The following is a 21,098-nucleotide window of genomic DNA, read 5'->3' as shown; positions in this document are numbered from 1 at the left end:
ACTAATGTCATTTCTTGATGTACATCAATGCATAGGTTTTCTTAAACTATGACATTTGTGCCTGAAATAAAAAGAAAGTAAAATGACAAATCAAAAAAACAACAAAGCAATTAATATAGCATTATGGATTGCACAAGGATTATTAGCCGTAATGTTTATCATGGCTGGATTAATGAAAGCTACACAACCTGTTGAAGCACTTACAGAATCTCTTCCATGGGTAGCAAATACCCCGCTTGCGTTGGTTAAATTTATAGGAATTAGTGAGCTATTGGGTGGTTTAGGATTATTAATCCCTTCTATTTTCAGATGGAAACCTAATTTAACGATATTGGCTGCTCTTGGTTTAGCCTTGGTTATGGTATTAGCCGGTGGATTTCATGCTTCTAGAGGAGAGTTTACTGCAATAGGAATGAATGTAATTTTACTAGGACTTGCACTTTTTATTGCGTGGGGAAGAAGTAAAAAAGCACCTATACTTGCAAAGAATTAATGTAAAATTAATTACTTTATACATTACCTGAGCTGAATAAAAACGGCATACAACTATGTATATAAAATAGCAGAAAAGAGCTAAACTTAAAGTTTATTTCTTTTCTGCTATTTTTGTTTAAACGGACAGTTATCGCAAATAAATCTGCTACTTTCCATATACCAACCGTTTCCATACATTTAAAAACAAGTAACACCTATCAATTGATTTAAACACTAGCAAACTTTCCTTAAACAGAAATAAAAAATAAATTTGCGGTATGGAAGACAAGTTACAGTTACTAAGACAACATTTTGAGGAAATCGTTTCTTTAACTGATGAGGAGTGGAATTTTGTAAAATCGCACTTTGAATTTAAAAGTCTTAAAAAACACCAATTCTTAATACAAGTTGGGCAACCTGTAGACTTTGAATATTGGATTATCAAAGGCTTAGTAAAAGCGTATTCCATAGACGAAAAAGGCAAAGAACACATTCTTCAATTTGCCATGGAAGACTATTGGGTGAGTGACCATTGTGCTTTTCAACATCAAGAACCTGGGACTATTTTTGTGGATTGTCTTGAAGATTCTGAGTTCTTCTGTTTGTCTTTAGAGAACAGGGAAAAAATTTGTTTTGAAGTCCCTGCCGTTGCCAATTTCTTCAGAATTAAATCTAACCACGGTTATATCAATCTGCAACAAAGAATCTTGTCTTTGCTTACAATGACCGCAGAAAGTAGATATGAGTATCTATTAAACAAACTTCCAAAATTAATACAACGCGTTCCTAAAAAATTAATCGCTTCTTATTTAGGCGTATCCAGAGAAACTTTAAGTCGTTTTAACAGCTAAAAGTGACCTAAATCACTTTTCAAGATTGATATACATCACAAAAAATCCGTGATGTATGTCCTCGCACACCCCTTAGTTTTCATAGAATTTTGTATCGAACAATTAAATACAATGTACTATGAAAACTACAAGAACATTATTTCTATTATTTACGGTAATTGCTATAGGTTTTAACGCCTATGCGCAAGAAGACAAAAGACCGTTAATGGGTAACGCCTACGGTATTATTAATATTGATGAATACGTAACGCTACTTCCTAAAAGTCATAATGGTATCATCAAAGACATCAGATTAATAGACCGTGAACACGCAGGCGTTAGAATATTTCGGTTGTATGACGAAGTGCCTATGCACTACCACGCAAAATCTGATGCCTACCTCTACATTTTAAATGGCAAAGCAGAATTTTATGTTGCCGATAAAGGTCCTGTGGTTGCAGGAAAAGGCGACTTATTGTTTTGGGGAAAAGGCACAGCGCACGGAAACGGAAAAATTTTAGAAGGTCCGTTAGACGTGCTCGTTTTTGATGCCATTGCAAGAGACCCAAGCGATGTTATCTGGGTAGACCCTTCAACCCAAAAGAAATTTTTAGGCAACTAATTAAATCATATTCACTTTTAAAAATAATAACGATGAAAACAATAACAATTATAAAAACAGTCTTGTTCGCATTTGTAATGAATTTTACACTATTAGCACAAGCACAATTAGAAACGATAGCAACATTTCCAGAATCTAGACCAGGAAATATAACGGTGTCTAACGACGGAAGAATATTTGTAACAATGAGTGCCTTAAGTACTTCAAAATATATGGTGAAAGAAATTTTGCCTAATGGAGAAGCCATTCCGTTTGGTGATAAAGAATGGATTGTAAAACCAGAAAACGGAAGTATAAAAGGTATCAGTTCAACCATCGGAATTCAAGCAGATGCTAACGGAATTCTTTGGGTTTTGGATATGGGTAATGTGAAACAAAATCAGGTTCCAAAATTGCTTGGTTTTGATTTGGTTACCGGTAATGTAACAAAAGTATTTCCTATCCCGAATACGGTATTATCAACAAAACCTTTTTTACAGGATTTTGTAATCGATGTTAAAAACAACACTGCGGTAATTGCAGATATGACCGATGCTTTAAATCCGCCAATTGCACCAGCTTTTGTTGTGATAAACTTAGAAACAGGTTATATAAGACGTGTTTTGGAAGGGAATGCTTCATTTTTACCTGCTGATGAACCAGTGAAAATTCACGGTAGATTAGTATCCCACAAAAGAAAAGACGGTACTACCATTCAACCAAGATACCCATTAAATCCAATTTCTATAGATGACAAAAACAATTACATCTACTATGGTGCAATGGGGAATACCAAAATTTACCGCATACCTTCTGCCGTATTAGCAGATGAAAGTAAGCAAGATAGCGAACTGAATAAGTACATCGAGTTTTATGCCAATAAACCAAAATCTGACGGATTTAAAGTGGGTGCAAACGGAAAAGTATATGTAACCGATGTTGAAAATTCAGCCATTGTAGAAAGTACGCCTGCTGGAATGAAAACCATTGCGCAATCCAAAAAAGACCTGTCTTGGCCCGATGGTGTTGCCATACACGGAAACTACTTATATATAGTAGCTAATCAGCTTCATAATCTGCCTTTGTTAAATGAAGGAAAAGATGCTAGTAAACCGCCATACTTGGTATTAAAAATGAAGCTTCAAGATTAAATAAAATTATAAACAAGGTGATGTATGATCAAAATTAAAATGTGACATACATCACTTTAAAATGGTGATGTACATCCTCGCACACCTCTTGCTTTAATCGGAAATTTGTATAAGAAATTTAAAAACATATTAAAATGAAAACAATAGTAAATACATTAAAAACAATTGCCTTAGCAGCTACACTTTTCACTGCTTTAACTACAAACGCACAACAAGTACCAACGTCACCTTATGGTACTGACGATGAAATTGGCGCACTAAACCTTTTGAATGAAGAAACAGTTTTAGATGCGGTAAAATTGGTTAAAAAAGGAAAAGTATATCGCTTAGGAATGGTGGTAAATGCACAAACTGCAGCTTTTCGTCACAGATACTTTCACATTGAAACTTTACAACCAGAAACAGCTGCTGCAGGTTCTAACAAATTCACTTACGTAGATGATCAATTAATTGGTTGGACAGGTGTTGGGTCTCAAATAAACGGATTGGCACATTACGGTAGAGACAATGTGCATTATAACGGACATAAAGTAGAAGATTTTTTAACCGTATCTGGTGTGAAAAAATTAGGTCTAGAAAAATTACCTCCAATTGTAACTAGAGGTGTTGTGCTAGATATGCGCTCATATTACAATCAAGATATTGTAAAAGAAGGCACTGTTTTTACAGTTGAAGACATTGAAAAAGTATCTAAAAAACAAGGTGTTGAAATTCGTAAAGGTGATGTGGTATTGTTCTACACGGGATGGACAAAATTAATGGGTAAAGATGATAAACGCTATTTAGCTGGTGGACCTGGAATTGGTGTTGAAGCTGCGCATTATTTAGGTAAAAAAGGAATTGTAGCAGCAGGTGCAGATAACTGGTCTTTTGAGGCTGTACCACACGAAAACAGCGAACTTTCTTTTCCTGTAAATCAAATGATGGCAACTGAATATGGTGTTCAGGTATTAGAAAACATTCTTGTGGATGAGTTGGTTGCTGATAAGGCTTGGGAATTCCTGTTTGTATTAGGTCACCCTTTATATGAAGGCTCTACGCAAGTACAAATAAATCCTGTTGCTATTAAATAAGAATAACAAAAAACGATTAGAAATTATGGAAACATCAACTATAAATAAAGACACAACGGTAGCTAAAAAGAAAGGACTACCAGCCGCATTATGGGCATTGACCATAAGTGCATTTGCCATAGGAACAACAGAATTTGTAATTGTAGGTTTATTATCAACAGTTGCTAACGATCTAGGCACATCATTGACATCAGCAGGATTATTAGTAAGTCTCTATGCTATTGGTGTTGCTATTGGTGCACCAATACTAACTGCCCTAACAGGTAAAATTCCAAGAAAACAGTTATTAATGGGCATTATGTTGCTATTTATAATTGGTAACGGATTAGCAGCTATTTCACCTAGTTTTGAGTTGTTGCTATTATCAAGAGTGGTAACAGGTTTTGCTCACGGTGTATTTTTCTCTATCGGTTCTACCATTGCAGCTAGTTTAGTTCCTAAAGATAAAAGGGCAACTGCAATCTCTATAATGTTTGCAGGTCTTACTGTGGCTATTGTAACTGGTGTGCCTTTAGGAACATACATTGGTCAGAATTTTGGATGGAGAGCAACCTTTATTGGTGTAGCCCTTTTAGGATTAGTAGGTGCAATAGCTAGTTTAGCTTTGGTGCCTAAAAACATCAAACAATCTGCACCATTACGTTTTATTGATCAATTAAAAGTGATTAAAAATCCGTCTATTTTATTGGTATTAGCCATTACTGCATTTGGTTATGGTGGTACGTTTGTAACTTTTACTTATTTAACACCGCTATTAGAAGAAGTAACTGGTTTCTCTTCAAATATGACCAGTGTATTCCTTTTAATTTATGGTATCGCCATTGCTATAGGAAATATTATTGGAGGTAAAGTATCTAACAACAAACCAGGTAAAGCATTATTGGTAATGTTTGCGTTACAAGCCATTGTGTTGTTTGTTTTATACTTCACGGCTTCTAGTCAGATTTTTGCAATAATAACCTTGTTTTTTATGGGAATACTTGCCTTTTCAAACGTGCCAGCATTGCAATTATACGTAGTGAAAATGGCGGAAAAGTACTTACCAGGAACAGAAGACGTAGCATCTGCATTAAACATTGCAGCATTTAACGTAGGTATTGCTATTGGTGCTTATGTAGGCGGTATGGTTGTAGAATCGAGCTTAGGTATTGAAGCAACACCTTGGGTAGGCGGTATTCTAGTAATTGTAGGGTTCTTGTTGACACTTGTTTTATTCAAAAGAGAAAAAATATAAATATAATAACGATGACTACATTAAAATTTAGAAATAACGACGAAATGCCAATTTTAGGATTAGGAACTTTTAGATCTGAACCTAATGAAGTGTACAATGCTGTTCTTTCGGCTATAAAAATTGGATACAGACATATAGATTGTGCTGCGGCATACGGTAACGAAAAAGAAGTTGGTAATGCCATTGCTGATGCAATTAAACAAGGTTTGGTTTCAAGAGAGGATTTATGGGTGACTTCCAAATTATGGAATGCTTCTCACGGTGAAGAGAATGTAATTCCTGCGTTGAATCAAACTTTAGAAGATTTACAACTAGATTATCTAGACCTGTATCTTATCCACTGGCCAGTAGCTTTAAAAAAAGAACGGAAATGCCAGAAAAAGCATCTGATTTTATTCCGCTTTCAGAGGTACCATTAACCAATACTTGGAAAGGAATGGAAGCTGCTTTGGAACAAGGACTTGCAAAGCATATTGGCGTGAGTAATTTCAATGAGAATCAGTTGAAAGAAATAAAAGCGAGTGCAGTTCATAAACCAGAAATGAATCAGGTAGAAATGCATCCGTTTTTACAGCAAGAAGCATTACAATCATTCTGCGTAAAAAACGATATTCTGCTAACTGCATATGCACCTTTAGGTTCGCTTGTAGATGACAATAGCACGCTTCGTTTGTTAGAAAATGATACGATAAAAAACATTGCCAAAGCAAGACATATGTCGCCTGCACAAGTCGCATTGGCATATACAATACAACGAGGCATTGCGGTAATTCCTAAATCTATAAATGAAGCACGATTACTTCAGAATTTAGAGACGTTAAACCATACACTTACTGAAGAAGATATGGCATTATTGAAGGATTTAGATAAAGGACACCGTTTTATAGATGGTAAATTTTGGGAAGTTGAAAACGGACCATACACTGCAGATAGTATCTGGAATGCTTAATCATATTATTCATCAGGTGTCTTAGCGGATACCTGATGAATTTAATAAAAAACACATTATGAATCCATTTGATAAACTATACAAACCAGGTAAAATGACACTTGGTATAGAGTTTCCTTTAGATAACGATTGGTCAACCGTAGGCAATCGCAAACGTTTGGAAGACAACAGACCATTTGGAGTTCCAGATATCTCCAATCATTTAGCATTGGCAAAGCAAATTGATGAAGCAGGGTTCGCCGCTTTATGGATGCGAGATGTTCCGGTGTACGACCCTAACTTTGGTGATGGTGCGCAATTGTTTGACACCCTACCTTACTTGGGCTATTTAGCTGCTGCTACCAAAAACATTTTACTAGGTACAGCTGCCATAGTATTGCCACTACAGCAACCTATAAAATTGGCAAAAGCTATTGCGACCATAGAAAATTTAAGTGATGGCAGACTAATGTTAGGCTTAGGTTTGGGAGACAGACCTGTAGAGTTCCCAATGTACAATATCGACTATAAAAAAAGACCTGAAATCTTTAGAAACAATCTTGACATTATTAAAGAAGCTTGGAAAACTAATAGCGATTTAAAATCTATGTATGATTTTTTAAATAGCGGTATTGAAGTCTATCCAAAACCGAAGAAAGACATTCCACTTGTAGTAGCTGGTCATTCCGGACAAAGTATTAACTGGATTGCCAAAAACGCGCAAGCTTGGTTTAATTATCCAAGACCGGTTGCCGAAACTTTAGAAAATAGAAAATACTGGTGTAATGCTTTGTACGATGAAGACCAAGCAGCAAAGCCTTATATTTCGGCTATACATTTAAACCTATCTAAAAACGACAATGTGACTTTTAAACCACAGCGCTTTGGTGGCACTGTGGGCATCAACCATCTTACCGAATATTTAAAAGCTTATGAAAACGTCGGTGTCAATCATATGGCAATAAACCTAAGAAAGTCTGAAACTCCCGTAAGTGAGGCTATTGCTAAAATTGAGGAGGTGGTATTACCAGAGTTTGCTATTGGTTTTTAAATGATTCATAAAAAAATAAAAGAATATTAATTCCTCAATTAAAATGTGTGGCAGCAACGTGTATAATTAATTGCTAGTGCTGGCTAAGACGATGGTCCTTCTCTACTTTTTATTATATTGTATCTCAAAGAATTTTAGCCTATTTGTACGCAACTGATCATGCCGAAACCGTTGTGCGTCATTCAAAGAGCATCAATTAATCAATGAACTATCAAACTTTTCAACCACATTCAGATTTAGGATCCCTTATAAGTTGTTATTGGACTTTAGAAGTTCCTGCGGAGAACAATTCTGAAAGACAGCGAATTATACCTGATGGTTGTATTGAAATGGCCTTTATTCTTGGAGACGACATTAAGCGTTATACTTCAAAAGATGAATTTATACTGCAACCTCGTGCAATGGTACTTGGGCAAACTATTGAACCATTTTATATCGAACCAACAGGTTTCGTAAATACATTTTCAATTAGATTTTACCCTTATGGATTTGCTAATTTCGTTACAATGCCAATTAAAGATTTGGCAAATAAAGAAACACCTATAGAATTATTGTTCGGAGCATACACCGCCAATGAATTGGAACAAAAAATAATTCACGCAGCAGACACCAAACATAGAATTGAAATCATAGAGAATTTTCTTTTGGAAAAATTGAATGACAAAATTACTATTGACAATATCGTAAAACAAACCGTTGAAGCTCTTTTATCATCAAATGGAACTGAATCTATAACCACTATTCTTAAAGAAGATTTGTCTAAAAGAAGACAACTCGAAAGAAATTTTAAAAAGCAAATTGGTATCAGTCCAAAACAATTGGGTAAAGTAATTCGACTTCAAACTGCATTGAAAATATTGCTTAACAAAAAGAAGGACAACCTAACCAACATTGCATATGAAAGTGAATATTTCGACCAAGCACATTTCATAAAAGACTTTAAGGAGTTTACAGGTATTAACCCTAAGGAGTTTTTAGCTAACGAAAATATGGCTCTTTCAACACTCTTCTACAAGTAAAACCACGTGTCGCATTTTTACAATTTTAGACTTCTAAAATAATTCATATTTGTACCGAGAACTTAAAAAAAACAAATATGAAAAAGAGAATACTTTGTAGTGCGGTTATACTTTCCTTTTGCATTATAGCTTGTAAAGGTCAAGGCAAATCCAGTACCGAGAACCAACAAACAGATTCAAACGAAACACATAAAATGAGCGATATGAAAAGTTTTATTTCCATTTTTGAAATTCCGGCTACAGATATTTCAAGAGCAGTAGATTTTTATCAGGCAATTTTAGACATTAATATTGAAAAAATGGAATTCCCAGAAATGCAAATGGGAATATTCCCATACGAAGGGCAAATGATAACGGGAGTTATAATGAAAGCAGAAGGTTATAAACCCTCTGCAGAAGGAGTGACCATATATCTAAATGGAGGAGATAATCTTCAAATAATTCTTGATAAGGTCGAAGAAAATGACGGGAAAATAATTGTTCCAAAATCACCTCACGCAGATGAAAGTGGATATTACGCAATATTTCTCGATTCGGAAGGGAATAAAATTGGTCTGCATTCCCCAAACTAAACGAGGGAAATAGAACGAACGCACAATAATAGACATAAGTAATACAGACTTTGGTACTTTCCGAAAGGTAGTTCTGTAAATCGAAGTGCGCAAAGCCTTATTTTGAGTTTTTATAGTTAAATTTAAAAACAAAAAATAAGGCTTAGCTATGTACTATAACCGTAAAGGCTTGCGCTCAAAATACCCACACTACCCTTATTATCAATGTTGTGCTTCATTATTACCAATCGCTAACTAATGATAAAATTTTTTAGAAAAATTAGACAAAATTTGCTTTCAGAAGGTAAAACTGGAAAGTATTTTAAATACGCAATCGGAGAAATTCTTCTTGTAGTTATTGGAATTTTAATTGCGCTTCAGATAAATAATTGGAATGAGAAACGAAAGATTAAAATTGCGGAAATAGAAATTCTTCAAAACTTAAAAACTGAATTAAAATATAATCTTGAAGACCTCAAAAAAATAAATAGACAACATAAATCAGAATTTGAGGATGGCATTATTATTTTAAAACTGTTTGGAACTGATGTTTCCAGCGTTTCTGAATCAAAATTAGACTCATTAATGTCAAATGCTTTTTCAGGATATTCTTTTGAAGCAAAAGATGGATATATCAAATCACTTATTGCATCAAACAAAATTGATTATTTAAAGAATGCGGAGTTGAAATCTTATATTTCTTCTTTCGAATCTATGGTTATAGATGCTAATCAAGAAGATGGCTATGTGAGAAAATTACTAAATGACCGCTTTTGGCCTGCTACAGATGGTAAATTGAGTGCTTTAGACATTATTTCCTCTGCTGAACAGTACCAAGAATTCCCGAAAGGAACTTACTCCTCTGACTATAAGTGGTTTTTCAATAATCGTGAAATGGAAGATTTGACAGCCAATATTTTCAGCTGGAAAAAAGAGAATGTATTGGATGAACAAGTTTTTATGGATAAAATCCAAAAAATGATACAAATTATAGATGTTGAATTAGAGGAAGAGTAACGATAGCGCAACGAAATCTAAAAGTAGCGTGAACCTTAGAGTAAAATCTTAAGGACTGTTTATATTTATAAAGTCGCTAAATCCTTGGAATATTGCTTTGAGCAATAAAAAATACCAAGCAAAAAGCTTTAGCTTCGTATGCAAATGGAAACGAAAAATTCCTTGACTATGCTCAGCTTAGACGTTACGAATTATATGAAATATTTTTTACTTTATTTTTTTACTATCTGTCCTGTGATTATATGTGCTCAAAACTCTAAAATAAAAGAAATTCAATTTGAAGGTATAGCTATTGAAGAAAATAGTTATACAGAAATATTAAAATTGAAAGACCAAAATGCCTTGATTATTCAAATTGGCTATTCTAGTTACCCAATAAGAGTACTGGATTCTGATGTAATCGTGTATCTAAATAATGGAAAGGTTGAGTTATATAAAATAGCTGAATCCGTTGAAAACGAAGTAGAAGCTAAAGTAAAAAAAGTAAAAAAAGTAAAAATAAAAAAGAATAATTATCTGCAGTATTGGAGTTTTTTAAATACTTGCATAACCCAAAGGAAATTTAAAATTGATAAAGCCAAATTAAATTTTGAGGATAAAGAAAATACAACTTTGGCGCTAGCTACTTCTGGTGGGCAAACTTATCATTTTAATGTATATCAGAATAAGAAATATATAAATTACAGCAGCTTTGCTCCTAAAATATCTATATCTCAAAAGTACCCAGGTTTTGAGGAAAAACAGAGGCTTGTGGACTTAATGGTGGGTTTTGAAGATATTATTAATTAGTAGTAAATGTATTTTAACTAATATAACAGAAGAACTTAAGCAATACGAAACAAAACCTACAAGATTCAATAAAAATATATGACCTTATTCTCTTATCATCTTGTTAGTATACCATTTTCAATGGCGATAAAAGGATTGTTTTTAAATCCAATTGATAAGAATACCAAAGGCTTAATTCATGCAGAATATATGACGGCGATGACATTAGGCTCACCAATTATATCTACTTCTAGATTTCTTATAAAACAAGTCGCAATTTTTGCACAATGGGAAAATGAAGAAGCCCTTGAAGAGTACCTGAATAAAGAAAAAATTGGCAAACTCTTGTTAAATGGTTGGCATGTTCGGTTAGAATTTATGAGGGAGTGGGGAAAAATAGGCGGATTCAAAATTCCAGAACAGAAAGCAAAATTAGCAACTTCGGCATCTTCTGTTGTAGCAGTTACCATTGCTAGAATGAAACCATTGGCAGTACCTAGGTTTCTACATTGGGGAAGACCAGTAGAAAAATTAGTACGTGACCATGAAGGCACTTTACTATCATTAGCATCCGTTAGATTTCCAAATACAGTTTCTACTTTTTCAATTTGGAAAACAGAAGAGGAAATGACCAATATGGTTCACGGTCATAGTACCATGCCTAAGCCAAAAAGACATGCAAATGCAATGAAAGAGCGGGAACGAAAAGACTTTCATTTCGAATTTACGACGCTGCGTTTTAAGCCTATTTCTGAGTTTGGTTCGTGGAAAGGCAAAGAGAATTATATTCCTGATCTTAAAAAGAACTAAATGGGAATTGCAATTCTAAAACAAAACCTTCAAGATTTAATTACCCAACAATGGGTAATACTATTTGGAAAAAAAATTATTGAAGATCAAAACAAATGGTTGTTAGGTCCTTTTGGGAGTACAAATGGCATAGGTGTAAAATTTATTAAACAACTAGCTAAAAATGAGCAGTTAATAGTTGATGAGAAAGAAAATGATAAAGGGATATTATCATCAATAAATCAGTTGAATTTATCTAGCGAAGAACAAAATAAATTATCCAAAAGTGTAATTGATTTCTACGAAAATACGAGTAACTACGATTTTGATTTGAAAGTAAAATGGAATCCTTTTTTTAAAGGATTTGGTGTGCTGCTAAGATTATTATTTAGTAATCGAATTGAACAGTTAAATGTTCCGATAGAAAATATTGAAGATTCAGAATCCTTAAAAAGTGATATAATTCATTTATTAGATGCTATAACCAAAGAAGTGAAACGCACTATTTGGCTTAGATCTTTTAAGGGAACAGGGGAGGTAGTGTATTCGGGTGTTTATGAGACATGTGTAATACCATCGGGACAAACTTGTATTAAAGCCATATTTCCATTGCCGAACGGAAGCGCAACGGTTATTTTAAGTCCGAGTGTAGGTAAAAACGGAGAGCTGATTTTAACTTCTTCTGGAAAGAAAATAGGCGATAGTGGTTTTTACTTTTTACTCAACGACTCTAAGGGAAACCTTTGGACTAAATTCATTAAATCATTTAAAGATGAGCTAGTTGTAAGCTCTAAAAATGAAAATATAATTGCAATACAGACCTTGACGTTATGGAATTTAAGAGTTTTGCAATTTACATATCATATCAATAAAAAAAGAGCAAAAAGTTAAACATACAAGTGGTTAGGAGCTTACTCTAACTCAAAAGATTTTTTAAGTTAAGAATGAATTATTCGTTCCCATTTTTATTAAGCTAATTCACAATCTATTTTACTATGAAGTAATCTGTATCCACTACTATATTTTGTTTTATAGTTAAGCATGATGAAATGTAACTCTTATTTATTATACAAGATTATGGGGAATTAAGGTTGAAAATAATAGACTGGAATTAAATTTTACAAGTAAAGCTAAGACTGAAAATTCAGCTTTTTATGGAACGATTCTTGCTTCATAAAATAGACCACAAAAAGACTTTAAATGAACCTAAAACCACTGACCAAATGAAATTTTTCTATCTTTCAATAGTACTTTTATTTTCACTTTCCATACATTCTCAAACTCAAGATACATTAGTAGACGTTGGCGGTTATAATATGCATTTCAGAATAATGAAAGGCGAAGGCACTCCAATTCTTTTTGAAGCAGGGGCAGGTAATGATGCTTCTGTTTGGCACGGCATACTAGAGAAAATTCATAACGTTACAGGTACTACATTAATCACCTATGACCGATCAGGATTTGGAACAAGTGAATTAAATCCAAAACTAAAAAATGATGCAGATTTTGGTATAGAAAATGGAATTAAGGAACTGGAGATAGGACTTTCAAAGTTGGGTTATGACAATGAAATAATACTAGTTTCTCATTCGTACGGTGGTTTATACAACCTGTTATATGCGCATAAATATCCTAAAAAGGTAAAATCGGTTGTATTGATAGATGTTACTCTTAATAACTTCTGGAATGAAGAATTACTGACAATGAGAGATAACATGTTTGATACAAGTACGATAGTAAAACCTTCGGGTGATTATTATATGAATGCAAATTTCAATGAAATTATGCGATATATGAGAAACATAGAATTTCCAAATAACATACCTATTATAAATGTTTTTCCTGAAAACTCATTTGCAGGCTTTCCAGAAGTGCTTTCAAATAGATGGAGAAAGCTTCACAAAGAATTTAACCATAATAAAGACAATGTAGAAAATATTATAGCGTACGGAAGTGCGCATGCGGTATTTCAAGATAATCCAGGGCTAATCATCAATACAATTATAAAAGCGTATTCAGCAACATTAAATGAAAATCAGCAAAGAGAGTTGTTGCAAAAAGCTTTAGATAATGCCATTGAAATGTCTATTGAAACTAAGGTAAACAATCGTTCAGAGCATGATTTGAATGAACTGGGGTATTCATTTTTAAGAAATGAAGAACTAGAAAAAGCTATGGAAGTTTTTAAATTGAATACATTACTTTTTCCAGATAGTTTTAATGTTTATGACAGTTATGGAGAAGTTTTGTTGATGGCAGATAAGAAGGCTGAGGCAATGAAAATGTATGAGAAATCACTAGAATTAAATCCGGAAAATGAAAATGCCAAGAATGTGTTGTTAGAGTTGAAACAATAATAAATCGCTACATTTCTACCTATTATTGGTTATATAAACACCATGTATTAAATACAAATGAATAGATTTCTTGTAATTATTATAGCTTTCGTGATTTTTTCCTGTTCTGAAAAACCAAAACCAAAATCAAAACAAGATATATTATCTAGCATAGAAGTTGGCGTAACGAATACTTCAATCGTTATTCTTGGAACGGCACAAGATGCAGGTTCACCACAAATAGGCTGCAAAAAAGAGTGTTGCATTGAACTCTTTGAAGATGCCACTATAGAAACGCTCGTTATTTCACTAGGGTTAATTGATACGGATAATCAAAAAACATATATGTTTGATGCTACACCTGACATTGGTAAGCAGATGAAAATGCTTACGACAATTGAGACAAAAAACGATAAAGAATTGGTAGATGGTATTTTTATAACACATGCACATATAGGTCATTATACCGGGTTAATGTATTTAGGAAAGGAAGCCATGGATGCCAAAAGTACACCTGTGTATGTGATGCCAAAAATGGAAATTTTTCTTAATGAAAACGGACCTTGGAACCAGCTTGTAAAAAGAGAAAATATTGTGCTCCACAAGATGGTAAATGAAGCTCCGGTACGTTTATCGGAATCAATTGAGGTAACACCTACTTTAGTACCGCATAGAGACGAATTTTCAGAAACAGTAGGGTATCATATAGAAGGACCAAATAAAAGTACGTTGTTTATTCCTGATATTGATAAATGGGATAAATGGGAGAAGGATATTGTCGCTGAAATTAAAAAGGTTGATTATGCATTTATAGATGCAACTTTTTACAGTGGTAAAGAAATTAATAATAGGGATATTAGTGAAATTCCACATCCCTTTGTAATTGAAAGTATAGAGATGTTTGAGGGCTTAAGCGAAAAGGATAAAAGCAAAGTAGTTTTTATCCATTTTAACCATACAAATCCGTTATTAGACCCTAACAGTCAAGAAAGTCTTTTAGTACTTAAAAAAGGGTTTAAAATTGGACGAATCAATGATGTATTTGAATTATAGCTTACATAAATAGCTGATAAAATGTCTGAATATGCAGTATATTTAGTTCTATGAATGAAACACTAGTTCAGCTACGAAAAGAACTACACAAATACCCAGAGCTTTCGGGTGAAGAATATACCACGGCTAAACGCATAACAGAATTTGTAAAGAAGTTCAATCCAAAAGACATTATTACAAATGTAGGTGGGGCAGGAGTGGCAGTGGTCTATGAATTTGATAATGGTGGACCAACAGTTGTAATTCGGTGTGAGTTAGATGCTCTACCCATACAAGAAGCGAATACTTTTGAACATAAATCTAAGAACAGCGGAGTCTCCCATAAATGCGGACATGATGGTCATATGACTATTGTTGCTGGATTAGTTACTTGGTTAACAAATGCAACAATTAATCAGGGTAAAGTAATATTATTATTTCAACCTGCCGAAGAAACCGGTAAAGGTGCGGCTAAGGTTTTGGAAGATACCAGACTTACAAATTTTAAACCTGATTACGTATTTGCACTTCACAATTTACCTGGGTTTAAAAAACATACTATTAGTGTAAAATCAGGTTATTTTACAGCAACGGTACAGAGTATGAGTATTAATTTCAAGGGTAAAAAAGCACATGCCTCTGAGCCAGAAAATGGAGTTAACCCTGCGTTGGCAGTAGCTGAACTAATACAATTACTATCAAGCTTTGTACAACCAAATTCACAATGTAAAGACTTTGCTTTATTAACTCCAATATATGTTAACCTAGGGGAGAAGAATTACGGTATTTCAGCTGAAGATGCAGAACTACATTATACTATACGCACATGGAGTGGTGAAGTAATGACCGAGCTAGAAGATAAAATAAAGAAAACGGTCAATGATATCGCAGACAAATATCGATTGACATTTGATATGGAATGGTTTGAGTTTTTTCCTGCATCAAAAAACAATAAAGAATGTGTTGCATTAGTTGAAAAGGTGGCGAAACAACAAAATTTAGAATTGGTTGAGAACCCAAGTTCCTTAAAATTTGGTGAAGATTTCGGGTGGTTTTCACAGCATTATAAAAGTGCAATTTTTGGATTAGGAGCAGGAGAAAATCAACCGGCATTGCATCATTCTAATTATGATTTTCCTGATGAGTTAATAGCATCGGGTATACAAATGTTTAAAGGTTTGATTACCGAGATTTTAGGAAAATAAGTATCTTTAAGATAACCATCCTATCCTACCAAAATGAAAAAAATAGTTCTCTTTTTACTCGTTGTAATTCACCTACATTCCTGTCAAGAAGAAAAAGAACCAGAAAAATCTACAGTCCAAAAACCGAATATCATTTACATTTTAGCAGATGATCTAGGTTATGCCGAAATAGGTGCTTTTGGTCAAGAAAAAATAGAAACTCCCAATATCGATGCCTTATCAAAAGAAGGTATGATTTTTACACAGCACTATTCAAGCGCTCCCGTTTGTGCTCCCGCCAGATATATGTTTTTGACAGGTAAACATTCAGGGAATTCATTTATTCGTGGTAATGATGAGTGGAACGATCGTGGCGATGTCTGGGATTATAAAGCCATGGCAAAAGATTCTACATTAGAAGGTCAACGCCCAGTTCCCAAAGGCACCAAGACCATTGCCAATTATTTACAAGAAGAAGGGTACAAAACTGCATTGGTAGGTAAATGGGGCTTAGGGGCACCGCACACACATTCCGTACCCAATGAAATGGGATTCGATTTTTTCTACGGTTTTAACTGCCAAAGACAGGCACATACCTATTATCCATTGCATTTATACAAGAACAAAAACCGTGTGCATTTGGCGAATGATACCATTGCGCCAAGTACACCTTTTCCAAAAGGTTTAGACCCAAAAGACCCTACCAGTTATAAAGATTATACATTAACAGAATATGCACCCGATTTAATGTTCGAAGAGCTTACCGGTTTTGTAGCTGAGAATATAGCAAATCCGTTTTTCTTGTATTGGGCAACTCCTGTTCCACACGTAGCATTACAGGCGCCAAAGCGTTGGGTAGACCACTATATCGAAAAATTTGGTCCAGAAGAGCCATATTTATCGGGTAATGGAAATGGTTATTTTTCACATCAAACACCCCATGCTGCATATGCAGCTATGGTATCTTATTTTGATGAAAATGTGGGTAAGCTAGTAAAGCAGTTAAAAGACGAAGGAATTTATGATAATACTTTGATTGTATTTACATCAGATAACGGACCAAGTTATGCCGGTGGTGCAGACCCAATATTTTTTGAAAGTGCAAAACCGTTTGACGGAGAGTATGGTAGGGGAAAAGGATTTGTGTATGAAGGCGGAATTAGAGTTCCTACTTTTTTTACGTGGCCAGGTAAAATTAAAGCGGAAACAACAAGCAATCATGCATCTGCACATTATGATATGTTAGCAACTTTTGCTGATGTTTTAGATTTTGACAAACCAATAGAAACAGATGGTGTTAGCTTTTTACCCACATTGTTGGGGGAGCAAAATCAAGAAAAGCATGAGTTTATGTATTGGGAATTTCCGGAGTATGGTGGTCAGGTTGCCATTAGAATGGGTGACTGGAAAGTTATTCGCCAGCATTTAAAAGACGAGGAGAAACCAACATTAGAACTGTATAATCTAGTGGATGATCCTACCGAAACAAACAATATTGCAACAGAACATCCTGAAATTCTAAAAAGGGCAGCTGAAATTTTCGATAAAGAACATACCGAACCTGAGACCCAGTTATTTAAAATTCCATTCTTAGAAAAAGGATTATTAAGTGATTAATATTTAGCAATTTCATCTTCTTCGATTTTACATTTTTTACAATTTCATTTCCTTTTCAAATTTGCAAGTTTAATTGTATTTTGCAAGGATGGAATCATTGATGGTATCTAAATTTTTAGGGTGTTAAAGTGTGAATTCCGATTTATATAATTACTAAAAATAAGAAATCATTAGAAATTTAATGTATTCTACATTTTTGAGAACCACCAAACTACAACGATTATAACATGAGAAACGGTATTAAATTCTGCGTATTTTCTTTTTTTTTATTTACGGTAATAGGGTTTGCCCAAGCACCAAAATGGGAAAATCCTGAATGGGAGAATCCAGAAATATTTCAAATTAATAGGGAAGAACCCACGGCATCTCTATATCGTTATGAGAATGCGGAATTAGCTTTAGCAAATGAAAGTTGGGAGAATTCATCATTCTATCAGTCTTTAAACGGGGAGTGGTATTTTAATTATGCCGCAAGTGTACCAGAAAGACCAACTACATTTTTTGAATCTGACTTCGATACATCGGATTGGGGTAAAATTACGGTACCATCGAACTGGGAACTTAAAGGTCATGGCACACCAATTTATACCAATGTGGTGTATCCTTTTCCTAAGAATCCACCATTTATTCCCCACGATATCAACTCCGTAGGTAGCTATAAACGCAGTTTTGAAACTCCTGAAAACTGGAATGGAAAAGAAGTGTATTTGCATTTTGGCGGTGTAAGCGGTGCTATGTATGTGTATATGAACGGACAAATGGTTGGGTATAGCGAAGGCAGTAAAACGCCCGCAGAATTTAATATTTCTAAATACCTGAAACCAGGCAAAAATGATTTATCTGTTCAAGTGCTACGCTGGTCTGACGCCAGCTATTTAGAAGATCAAGATTTTTGGCGTTTAAGCGGTATAGATAGAGATGTGTATTTATATGCGACTAATAAAGCGACCATAAAAGATTACACCGTGGTGGCAGATTTAGATGATACGTATACCAGCGGTAAATTCAGTTTAGATTTAAAACTGGCGAATACGGGCAAGAAGCAAAAAGGTGCTCAAGTAGAAGTTACCTTATTAGATGGTGCCAAGGAAATATTTAAAGTAGACCAGAAATTAGATGTTGTTGAAGGCACAACTACGTTAAAATTTGCTCAGGAAATTACTGATGTAATGACATGGAATGCTGAAAAGCCAAATTTATATACGCTACTTTTTACGCTAAAGGATAAAAAAGGAAATACTACCGAAGCGATCAGTTCTAAAATCGGATTCAGAAAAATCGAAATCAAGAATAATCAGTTTTTAGTTAATGGAATGCCGGTATTGATAAAAGGTGTAAACCTTCATGACCATGATGAAGTAACCGGTCATGTTATTAGCGAAGCGGTTACCTTGAAAGATATGCAGGTAATGAAGCAAAACAATATTAATGCAATTCGTTGTAGTCACTATCCTAAAAATGAGTTTTTCTATAGAATGGCAGACAAATATGGTTTTTATGTAGTTGATGAAGCTAACATTGAAATTCATGGTATGGGGGCAACCAACCAAGGTTTAGATGGTGATGAGGAGGCAATTGCAATTCACCCTGCATACCGCCCAGAGTGGAGAGAAATGCATTTAGATAGAACGATTCGTATGTTCGAGCGAGATAAAAATTACACATCTATTGTTACGTGGTCATTAGGTAATGAGGCGGGTAATGGTCAAAATCTTTTTGATACGTACGATTGGTTAAAGGCACATGATACTACCAGACCAGTACAGTATGAAGGAGCGACTAATTACTCAAATACAGATATACAGGCACCTATGTATGCAAGGGTAGATCAAACTATTGCCTATGCAGAGAATAACCCGAAGAGACCTTTAATTCAGTGCGAGTATGCACATGCTATGGGAAATAGCGTAGGAAATTTACAAGAGTATTGGGATGCCATAGAAAAGTATGATGTGCTGCAAGGCGGTTTCATTTGGGATTGGGTAGATCAAGGTCTAAAAGCGACCAATGAAGAGGGTGTGGAGTTTTATGCCTTTGGTGGCGATATAGGTGGGGCAGAATTACAGAATGATAATAATTTTTGTTTGAACGGATTAGTTGATCCCGATCGTTCTGCACATCCTGCTTTATATGAAGTAAAGAAGGTGTATCAATATGTGAAATTTAAGGCTGTAGATCCGAAATCTGGAAAAATCAGTTTAAAGAATAGGTATGATTTCACCAACTTGTCTGAATATTCCTTTTCTTGGAAATTATTAGAAAATGGAGTAGAAGTAGGGCAAGGGAATTTAGCAGATGTTGATATTGCTCCGTACAAAACTAAAGAAGTTCAGATAGACTTGCCAGCATTAGCAAATACAGGTTCTGAATATCATTTGAATGTTTATATGACAACAAAAAATGAAAGTGCCTTAATACCTGCAAATTATTTATTAGCATATGAACAGTTTCAGTTAACAGAATTTAATCTTTCTATATTTAAGGAGAATATTGACGGATTAGTTGTTACTAAAATTGATGAATCCATTATTGTAAAAGGTGACGGATTTGAAATTGGTTTTAATAGTAAAAACGGAACATTATCTTCTATAGATTACGGTCAAGGTAATTTATTACAAAAAGGACCGACCGTAAATTTCTGGAGAGCACCGAACGATAACGATTATGGCTACAATATGCCCAGTCTATTAAAGAAATGGAAAGAGGCTACCGATATACAAAATATCATAAGTTTAGAATTGAACTCAAATGAGGGCAAGAAAATTATTGATGCTGTAAAGTTAACGGCTAATCCGTTTAAAATTAGAAAGGATTTGAAGCTGACTGCAGATTACGAATTACCTTCAGTAAATGGTCAGGTAAATGTAACCTATACTATAAATACCAAGGGCGAAATATTAGTAAGTACAAAGTTAAAAGGTATTAGTGGCGATTTGCCGATATTGCCAAGATTTGGTAATAATTTAATTATTGATGACAGTTACGATCAAGTAGAATGGTATGGTAGAGGAGAACACGAAAACTATCAAGATCGTAATACCTCTGCGATGGTCGGTGTGTATGAAGCTAATGTTTCCGATTTATATTTCGAATATATACGTCCGCAAGAAAATGGCAATAGGACAGATATAAGATCATTATCATTTGAAAATTCAGAGGGAAGAGGAATTAAAATAACTGCTCCAGAATTGTTCTCTTTCACTGCACACCATCAGTTAAATTCAGATTTTGATGAAGGCATGCAGAAAAGACAACAGCACACCTATGATATACCAGCAAGAAATTTAATCAATATTAATATTGACCATAGTCAAATGGGTGTTGGCGGAGATAACAGTTGGGGATTTTTACCGTTGGAAAAGTATCAAATAAAGCCAGAGAATCTTTCATTTCAATATGTAATAAGTCCGATACGTTAAATTTTCTAGATTTATCTGTATTTA

The 21,098-nt window shown here is 34.3% G+C and carries 20 protein-coding genes; all 20 read left to right on the top strand.

What is annotated here, in order from left to right:
• Positions 1–82 precede the first annotated feature (82 nt).
• On the top strand, positions 83–493 hold the full coding sequence (locus BM296_RS12855; RefSeq protein WP_091903410.1) for a DoxX family protein: 411 nt from the start codon (positions 83–85) through the stop codon (positions 491–493).
• A 259-nt stretch (positions 494–752) separates the two neighbouring features.
• Positions 753–1,325, top strand: coding sequence for a Crp/Fnr family transcriptional regulator (locus tag BM296_RS12850; protein ID WP_091903409.1), 573 nt, complete (start codon positions 753–755; stop codon positions 1,323–1,325).
• A 118-nt stretch (positions 1,326–1,443) separates the two neighbouring features.
• Positions 1,444–1,926 (top strand): cupin domain-containing protein, encoded by a 483-nt coding sequence (locus BM296_RS12845; RefSeq protein ID WP_091903407.1) that lies wholly within the window; start codon positions 1,444–1,446, stop codon positions 1,924–1,926.
• A 32-nt stretch (positions 1,927–1,958) separates the two neighbouring features.
• A complete protein-coding gene (locus BM296_RS12840; protein ID WP_091903406.1) occupies positions 1,959–3,056 on the top strand; it encodes an L-dopachrome tautomerase-related protein in 1,098 nt (365 codons plus the stop codon).
• 134 nt (positions 3,057–3,190) lie between these two features.
• The gene (locus BM296_RS12835; protein ID WP_091903403.1) at positions 3,191–4,129 is read left to right on the top strand and encodes a cyclase family protein; all 939 of its coding nucleotides are present in this window, start codon (positions 3,191–3,193) and stop codon (positions 4,127–4,129) included.
• 25 nt (positions 4,130–4,154) lie between these two features.
• Positions 4,155–5,363, top strand: a complete 1,209-nt coding sequence (locus BM296_RS12830; protein ID WP_091903807.1) for an MFS transporter — start codon at positions 4,155–4,157, stop codon at positions 5,361–5,363.
• 11 nt (positions 5,364–5,374) lie between these two features.
• Complete coding sequence (locus tag BM296_RS19745; protein ID WP_317041539.1) at positions 5,375–5,782, top strand: aldo/keto reductase; 408 nt, start codon at positions 5,375–5,377, stop codon at positions 5,780–5,782.
• On the top strand, positions 5,734–6,312 hold the full coding sequence (locus BM296_RS19740) for an aldo/keto reductase (protein ID WP_317041538.1): 579 nt from the start codon (positions 5,734–5,736) through the stop codon (positions 6,310–6,312). Before BM296_RS19745 ends, BM296_RS19740 begins: the two co-directional genes overlap by 49 nt.
• Before the next feature lie 58 nt (positions 6,313–6,370).
• Entirely contained in the window at positions 6,371–7,342 is a 972-nt protein-coding gene (locus BM296_RS12820; RefSeq protein ID WP_091903401.1) for a TIGR03571 family LLM class oxidoreductase, read from the top strand.
• 203 nt (positions 7,343–7,545) lie between these two features.
• Positions 7,546–8,361: a helix-turn-helix domain-containing protein gene (locus BM296_RS12815; RefSeq protein ID WP_091903399.1), complete on the top strand. Its 816-nt coding sequence runs from the start codon at positions 7,546–7,548 to the stop codon at positions 8,359–8,361.
• Positions 8,362–8,438: 77 nt separating this feature from the next.
• Positions 8,439–8,933: a VOC family protein gene (locus BM296_RS12810; RefSeq protein ID WP_091903397.1), complete on the top strand. Its 495-nt coding sequence runs from the start codon at positions 8,439–8,441 to the stop codon at positions 8,931–8,933.
• A gap of 237 nt (positions 8,934–9,170) precedes the next feature.
• Entirely contained in the window at positions 9,171–9,929 is a 759-nt protein-coding gene (locus tag BM296_RS12805; protein ID WP_091903396.1) for a DUF6090 family protein, read from the top strand.
• A 195-nt stretch (positions 9,930–10,124) separates the two neighbouring features.
• Positions 10,125–10,718 carry a hypothetical protein gene (locus BM296_RS12800; protein ID WP_091903394.1) on the top strand — a complete coding sequence of 198 codons (594 nt, stop codon included), beginning with the start codon at positions 10,125–10,127 and terminating at the stop codon, positions 10,716–10,718.
• A gap of 78 nt (positions 10,719–10,796) precedes the next feature.
• Positions 10,797–11,507 carry a hypothetical protein gene (locus tag BM296_RS12795; RefSeq protein WP_091903392.1) on the top strand — a complete coding sequence of 237 codons (711 nt, stop codon included), beginning with the start codon at positions 10,797–10,799 and terminating at the stop codon, positions 11,505–11,507.
• Positions 11,508–12,377 carry a hypothetical protein gene (locus BM296_RS12790; protein WP_091903390.1) on the top strand — a complete coding sequence of 290 codons (870 nt, stop codon included), beginning with the start codon at positions 11,508–11,510 and terminating at the stop codon, positions 12,375–12,377.
• A gap of 263 nt (positions 12,378–12,640) precedes the next feature.
• On the top strand, positions 12,641–13,843 hold the full coding sequence (locus BM296_RS12785) for an alpha/beta fold hydrolase (protein ID WP_091903388.1): 1,203 nt from the start codon (positions 12,641–12,643) through the stop codon (positions 13,841–13,843).
• A 57-nt stretch (positions 13,844–13,900) separates the two neighbouring features.
• Positions 13,901–14,875, top strand: a complete 975-nt coding sequence (locus tag BM296_RS12780; protein ID WP_091903386.1) for an MBL fold metallo-hydrolase — start codon at positions 13,901–13,903, stop codon at positions 14,873–14,875.
• 50 nt (positions 14,876–14,925) lie between these two features.
• Entirely contained in the window at positions 14,926–16,059 is a 1,134-nt protein-coding gene (locus BM296_RS12775) for an amidohydrolase (RefSeq protein ID WP_091903384.1), read from the top strand.
• A 33-nt stretch (positions 16,060–16,092) separates the two neighbouring features.
• Entirely contained in the window at positions 16,093–17,655 is a 1,563-nt protein-coding gene (locus BM296_RS12770; RefSeq protein ID WP_091903382.1) for an arylsulfatase, read from the top strand.
• 227 nt (positions 17,656–17,882) lie between these two features.
• Positions 17,883–21,074, top strand: coding sequence for a beta-galactosidase, LacZ type (locus BM296_RS12765; RefSeq protein WP_091903380.1), 3,192 nt, complete (start codon positions 17,883–17,885; stop codon positions 21,072–21,074).
• The last annotated feature ends 24 nt before the right edge of the window (positions 21,075–21,098 follow it).

The sequence above is a fragment of the Maribacter stanieri genome (assembly GCF_900112245.1).
Taxonomy (GTDB): Bacteria; Bacteroidota; Bacteroidia; order Flavobacteriales; family Flavobacteriaceae; genus Maribacter; species Maribacter stanieri.
The sequence above is the reverse complement of the archived record's forward strand: the minus strand, read 5'-3'. Positions and strand labels throughout refer to the sequence as shown.

Excerpts from the sequence above, each read along its gene's own strand:
- BM296_RS12795 (WP_091903392.1), top strand. The coding sequence starts at position 10,797 with ATGACCTTATTCTCTTATCATCTTGTTAGTATACCATTTTCAATGGCG.
- BM296_RS12800 (WP_091903394.1), top strand. The coding sequence starts at position 10,125 with ATGAAATATTTTTTACTTTATTTTTTTACTATCTGTCCTGTGATTATA.
- BM296_RS19740 (WP_317041538.1), top strand. The coding sequence starts at position 5,734 with ATGCCAGAAAAAGCATCTGATTTTATTCCGCTTTCAGAGGTACCATTA.
- BM296_RS12845 (WP_091903407.1), top strand. The coding sequence starts at position 1,444 with ATGAAAACTACAAGAACATTATTTCTATTATTTACGGTAATTGCTATA.
- BM296_RS12780 (WP_091903386.1), top strand. The coding sequence starts at position 13,901 with ATGAATAGATTTCTTGTAATTATTATAGCTTTCGTGATTTTTTCCTGT.
- BM296_RS12765 (WP_091903380.1), top strand. The coding sequence starts at position 17,883 with ATGAGAAACGGTATTAAATTCTGCGTATTTTCTTTTTTTTTATTTACG.
- BM296_RS12840 (WP_091903406.1), top strand. The coding sequence starts at position 1,959 with ATGAAAACAATAACAATTATAAAAACAGTCTTGTTCGCATTTGTAATG.
- BM296_RS12820 (WP_091903401.1), top strand. The coding sequence starts at position 6,371 with ATGAATCCATTTGATAAACTATACAAACCAGGTAAAATGACACTTGGT.
- BM296_RS12785 (WP_091903388.1), top strand. The coding sequence starts at position 12,641 with ATGGAACGATTCTTGCTTCATAAAATAGACCACAAAAAGACTTTAAAT.
- BM296_RS12835 (WP_091903403.1), top strand. The coding sequence starts at position 3,191 with ATGAAAACAATAGTAAATACATTAAAAACAATTGCCTTAGCAGCTACA.
- BM296_RS19745 (WP_317041539.1), top strand. The coding sequence starts at position 5,375 with ATGACTACATTAAAATTTAGAAATAACGACGAAATGCCAATTTTAGGA.
- BM296_RS12805 (WP_091903396.1), top strand. The coding sequence starts at position 9,171 with ATGATAAAATTTTTTAGAAAAATTAGACAAAATTTGCTTTCAGAAGGT.
- BM296_RS12815 (WP_091903399.1), top strand. The coding sequence starts at position 7,546 with ATGAACTATCAAACTTTTCAACCACATTCAGATTTAGGATCCCTTATA.
- BM296_RS12850 (WP_091903409.1), top strand. The coding sequence starts at position 753 with ATGGAAGACAAGTTACAGTTACTAAGACAACATTTTGAGGAAATCGTT.
- BM296_RS12830 (WP_091903807.1), top strand. The coding sequence starts at position 4,155 with ATGGAAACATCAACTATAAATAAAGACACAACGGTAGCTAAAAAGAAA.
- BM296_RS12775 (WP_091903384.1), top strand. The coding sequence starts at position 14,926 with ATGAATGAAACACTAGTTCAGCTACGAAAAGAACTACACAAATACCCA.
- BM296_RS12855 (WP_091903410.1), top strand. The coding sequence starts at position 83 with ATGACAAATCAAAAAAACAACAAAGCAATTAATATAGCATTATGGATT.
- BM296_RS12770 (WP_091903382.1), top strand. The coding sequence starts at position 16,093 with ATGAAAAAAATAGTTCTCTTTTTACTCGTTGTAATTCACCTACATTCC.
- BM296_RS12790 (WP_091903390.1), top strand. The coding sequence starts at position 11,508 with ATGGGAATTGCAATTCTAAAACAAAACCTTCAAGATTTAATTACCCAA.
- BM296_RS12810 (WP_091903397.1), top strand. The coding sequence starts at position 8,439 with ATGAAAAAGAGAATACTTTGTAGTGCGGTTATACTTTCCTTTTGCATT.